The 5225-nt window shown below is 46.1% G+C and carries 3 protein-coding genes; all 3 read right to left on the bottom strand.

Annotation, left to right across the window (positions count from 1 at the left end):
* Positions 1-198 precede the first annotated feature (198 nt).
* Entirely contained in the window at positions 199-2199 is a 2001-nt protein-coding gene (locus IT291_11320) for a hypothetical protein (protein MCC6221819.1), read from the bottom strand.
* The gene (locus IT291_11315) at positions 2193-4463 is read right to left on the bottom strand and encodes a transglutaminase domain-containing protein (protein MCC6221818.1); all 2271 of its coding nucleotides are present in this window, start codon (positions 4461-4463) and stop codon (positions 2193-2195) included. Before IT291_11315 ends, IT291_11320 begins: the two co-directional genes overlap by 7 nt.
* Positions 4464-4479: 16 nt before the next feature.
* A partial coding sequence (locus IT291_11310) for a DUF58 domain-containing protein (GenBank protein MCC6221817.1) occupies positions 4480-5225 on the bottom strand: 746 nt, incomplete at its 5' end.

Here is a 5225-nt window from a genome sequence, read left to right as displayed (position 1 = left end):
TAGTTGGAGCTGCAAGCTTCATGACAGGGGTCAGAGCATATAAACGCTAACATAATGCATAGCCTACTTCCCCCTGGCGGGAAGATTGCTGCTCCAACTATCGCCTCCAACTCCCATTTACGGCGCTTTTTACCAACACAAAAACCCGAAGAGCCAAAATGAATTACTCGAAAAACGCCAGCTTCTTAACGGCCTTTATTAGAGAGGGTCGACTTTGTGGGAGAATGTTTTCGAGATGAATTCGTTAAGCAGATTCTCTCTGCTGACTTTTTGATTTTCAGCAAATGCAGCGGAGGTGCTGCTGATTGTTTGGTCAGTAAGTGTGTCGAAAAGCCCAATCGAGATTGAGGGTATTGTGGCTTCAGTGGTGCCCACTTGGGATTCGACAAGCTGGAGTTCATACCTCGGTCTAACTCCATCGGGAGCAACCTCAAAACGCCTAGATAGTAATGAGTTTTTTATGAATTTCAAGTTGCTCGTTAGCCCAGTGGAAGAGGAGCGCATGGTCAAGTGCACGGGGAGACTAATATCGTGATAGCGGAGGTGAGAGGGAAGTAAGGCAAAAAGAGATTCCCTATTTTTGGCTATCTCCGTCAGATCGCTATTGCTGTTCGTCCGGAATATGCCACTTGTGCGCTTTTCTTGAGCTAAAATCGCTCTGGCGAGGATTTCTGCTTTTAGAAGTCTATCGTTATTCCGAAGTTTGGCAAATGCCTCCTTAAACTTCTCGATGGCTTTTTCTTCCTGCCCATGGTTCGACAAATTCGCTGCTAGATAAACGCTGTAGTAAACAGCCGCCATTGGCCGCGACTCTGAGTTCGCTAGTCTATCCAGTCTTTTCGCCAAAGCTCCTACTGGAAAATCCTCGACCAATTCGCCTAGAGTTGGATACTCGATCATAGTATCGGTGTTGCGGATATATAGATCTTCAAAGTCTTCTAGCTCATCTATTGCAATTTCTCGCGCTCGCTTAAAATGCCACCAAGAGAGGAATGAGAGCCAAGGAATTTGCGAATATGACTTAAGTCTTGCAGCTTGGCTTTCATAGGCTCTATCTGTGAGGCTAACGATATTCGCCTTTAAACCTTGCGCAAGCGAAATAGTTGCAGCAAAGCGCATGTCATTTTCGTTCGTGCCGATTTTGCCAAACCACTGTCTCCGCACCAAGGAGTGCTCAAACATTTTAATAGCCTTGTCGAAATCTCCCATATGCAGGGCAATTCGTCCCCGCATTAAGCTAAGAAGCGTTCTATGCTCTGAATCGGATTGCAGCGAGTTGCTCTTAAAGCAGGCTTCAAAGTCATCTAAAACGCGCTGGGCTTTAAAAAGTTTAAGCTCGTCGATGTAGAGCACAGCAAGATTGAGACTTGGCAAAATGTGCTCGCAACCATCGTGCATACTTAAGGCATCGATCCACGAGCGTTCGGCGAGATCTTCTGCAAATGATTCGCGATAAACTTCGCCAATGTTGTTTAAAGGTGTGGCGGGCTGTCCGAGGCTGCCCATTAGAGTTTCGGCATCAATTGAGCGATTAAAAGCCTCTATGGAGAGTTCGCGATTTCGTTTTAGCGAGAGCAAGATGCCCAATATATTGTAAGTGCGACCTGCCTCGGCACCGCGAAGAAGGCCAGCTTGTGCAATTTGAATAGCCTCGTCAACTCGTTTTAATTTCATTAGCACCCAAGCCTTCGTGCCTGGAAACCAATCGTCCCAGTAGTATTTCCCGAAGCGATCTAGAGTTTCTAATGATTGTTCGTACTTATCTAGGTTAAGAAACGACTCAGACAATAAATAGAGGAGTCGTGCATGATCCTGCCAAAGCTCCATAGTGGCGAGCGTGTCCGGATTTTTACCATGCTGTTCCTCGAAAAGTGTTATCGCCTTTTCAATGTAGCGATGGCCAAGCTCAAAATGGTGCACCTCTCCCAAATAGTACGATCCAAGAAGCATGTTTGGCCTATAGTCATTTGGCGCAAGTTTTAACGCTGCAACTAGCTTTGAGCGGGCATCAATGGATTTTTGTTGCAAAAATAAATTCTGAGCCTCTAGTATCAACTGTTCTACTGAACTGCCGTCCGTGCGGACGTCTTCGGTTAAATTTGATTCAGTCTTAGGTATAGCTATCGCAATGTCCTTCCCTAGTAGGAATGAGATTAGGAAAATGCCGACAAATAGAGAACGAAAAAAGAGTTTTACCATTTGTTTTGCCGCATCAATGAGAGAGGACTAAAAAACGCCAGGATGCGCTTGAATTTCTTGTTTTGGTTGTCAAAGTCGAAAACCGACTTTCTAATAATAGAAGCTAATGCCTTTTTGGCGGGAATTGCGTAGTGCGGATCGTAAAGGCTGCGTTCATTAATGAGCGTAATGCGGCTCATGTCTAGGCCATTCGTTGCAGTGATTCTTAGACTATACTCCTTGCGGGTTTCTCCAATCTCCCTTGAATGACCAATATCGGCTAAAAGGGAAGCAAGGGAGGTGTATGCCAGGCGCACCATTCTTCTGCCAGAGACGAGGCGCCAACCATGGCGAAACCACAACTTCGTGCAGATAAATGAAAATAAGAACAATGTTGCTAGGCCGACAAAGGTGCGCTTGAGCGCCCGAGTGCTGATTAATTCTGACTGCTGGCTGGTTATATTAGTATCTGTTGTGTTTGGAATTGGCTGGAGAGGTTCGAGCTTACTCATCAATTCCTCCAGCAGCTTCTCATCTGGAACAATAACTTGTTCGTTCTCAGCATTAGCCGGAGTAACGTCGACGACTACCCACCCGTGACCTTGGACGTAGATTTCCGGCCAAGCATGTCGGTCGCCTAGATGCAGCAAGATGTGAGCATCCTTGGCGTAACGCAAATCCGTTAGATAACCGGTTGCAATGCGGGCTGGAACGCCAGCAAGTCTCATCATGTATGCTGCCGCATGTGCAAAATGAACGCAGTAGCCTCGCTTAGCGTCACTGAATAAATACGCCGCAACTGGATCGCCGTGAGCGGTTATATCGTGACCAGGGCTTCGAGTATAAATGCTATTTTGGGATAAATAGTTCGATATGGCAATTGCCTTCTCGACAGGAGCGACAATGCCCTTGGTTAGGGAATCAGCCATGGCGCGATAGCGCAAGTCCTCACCGTTAGTATCGAGTATGGGTTTATCACTGCCAATGTCAATGTCTTCAACTGCCGCGCTGGATAGGCTACCTGGAGCACGCAGATAGTGCGTGCGAGCATCGGCGCGCCACTTATCGTCGCCCACTTTCTCGCCAATTAAGTTTTCGAGCTTGGTCACGGGGGCTAAAGATAGGGCGCCGTAGGCAAGTTTAAAGCGGCTGTCGTCTGGGTTTTTCATGTTTTGAATGGCAATGGGAAAATCGATAGAAAAAGGAGCCGAATGATTGGTTAATAGAAAAATACTTTGTAGTAACTCTCTGCGAAGTGTAGATGTGCTCTTTTCTCGGGGCGCAAATGATTGACCTGGGCCCACCCAAGGCAAATCTGTATCGTACTTAGGGTTAGCAATTACAAATTCCCGACCGTTGTACTCGGACAGAGCGCTTTCTCTAAGGTAAAGCATGGGAGACCAAGGATTGTTTTCGTAATTGCTTTCCAAACGAACCAGCGCCGAGGGCTGTTTTGTCTTTCCCACTGCCGAGTGAAAACCGAGCGGGCTTTCTCCCTCGTTCGCGTTGCTATCTCCAACTCCGCTCGAAGCGCGGCTTAGGTCAATCGCGTAAGTGCGGTTGATGTATTTTGCGGCAAAAAACAAAATACAAAAAACAATAGTGGCGCCCGATATCGCTAAAAACTTATTCGTGGAACCAGTCGATTTAATTGAAAGGTTACTCCTAATAATTGGACGGTTATTAGATAGAACTAGGTAGGTCGAAAGAAAAAGCGTAAAAGCTGATGCTAGTGCAAGCAACATGTGTTGGGGCTCTATGCCGAAATACCAGGCAATATCGTTGACTTTTTTTGGTGCATCGAGATTGTAGTTTCTATGGTCACTTAGGACTGCTACGAAACCAACTGCCAAGGCAGTGCTTTCTGCCGTTAAGGACCATCTAGATCTCCAATAGATCCAAGTAGAAGCCAGACTTATTACGTAAAATATTGATAGCACTACTAGGTGTTCGTGCAATCGATAAACTGCAAAGTCACCTCCAGAATTGCTTCCTTGCCCAATTGGAATCGATTCTCCAAATGAAAACGCTAGCCAGGCTATGACAAGAACAAAAACATGCAATAGAAAAATCTTAATAGCCTTGTGGCCCATAAGTAGCCAATGTCCGGCGGCAAGCACTCCGCAAACTGTAGCAGTTATGATCCATTGTGAGCTGGTTCCTATGTCTATTGCACTGGTAAGAAATACGACAAGGCCCGATATGGCGGCAGCTCTAAATAGCTGCAACGTAAAAAACTGGCGCCTGTATACTGGCTGTAAGTTAATTTGTTTTAACGAAAACAATGCTGCTATGTTTTTTTTAAATGTGGGTATCATTGCACAAAATTAACTGAGCATCCGTTTTTGCTATGGCTTTTATTATTTCCTCGCCTTTTGCGTTTCCGGGCACTGTAAGCGATTCGTTGTTTGAAATACATTTATCTACAACTAAGACTATACTAAGTGAGAGCCCGCGGGCTTGAGCTATGGCATTAACTGTCTCAAGCCAGCTACCGAAGCGCAGAGGGGCAAAGATTACGATGCGGCTAACATTTGCATTTTGACTTCCAAGCGATTGAAGGTATTGTTCAAAGTCGCAGGCAGTTCCAAGTTTTTGGTCCCAAGCGTTGTCATTAATAGCCCGTTTAATGTCCTGTTGGTCAATGAGGCAATGGGCCTGATGAGAGGTGCTAGCCATAGCGTCGGTTCCAAATAGCATGCGAATCTGATTTTCCGACAAATAGTCGAGGTAACTCAGTAGTGCTCCTGCGACGTTATCCTCATGTCTATTAGCAATAAGATATACTGCCACATCTCCTTCGGGGATGGTGGCAGGCTCTGGGCGTCTTACTACTAGTTCGGAAGTTTTTGCGTAGGTCTTCCACAGTATCCTCGAAACGCCGTCGCTCGGGTCGTAGGGCTTTATGTCGAAGAGATCTCCAGAGCGGACATTGGAAAAATTGTCCATATCACCCGAGCGAGAGCTAGCAGCAATGATTGGTAGGTGTCCTATAGGGGCCAAGGCTGGAGATACTTCTACTGACGCATCGATATTAATCTTCCACT

The sequence above is a fragment of the Deltaproteobacteria bacterium genome, assembly GCA_020845775.1.
In the GTDB taxonomy this organism is placed as follows: domain Bacteria; phylum Bdellovibrionota_C; class UBA2361; order SZUA-149; family JADLFC01; genus JADLFC01.
This window is presented reverse-complemented; position numbering and strand designations above follow the sequence as displayed.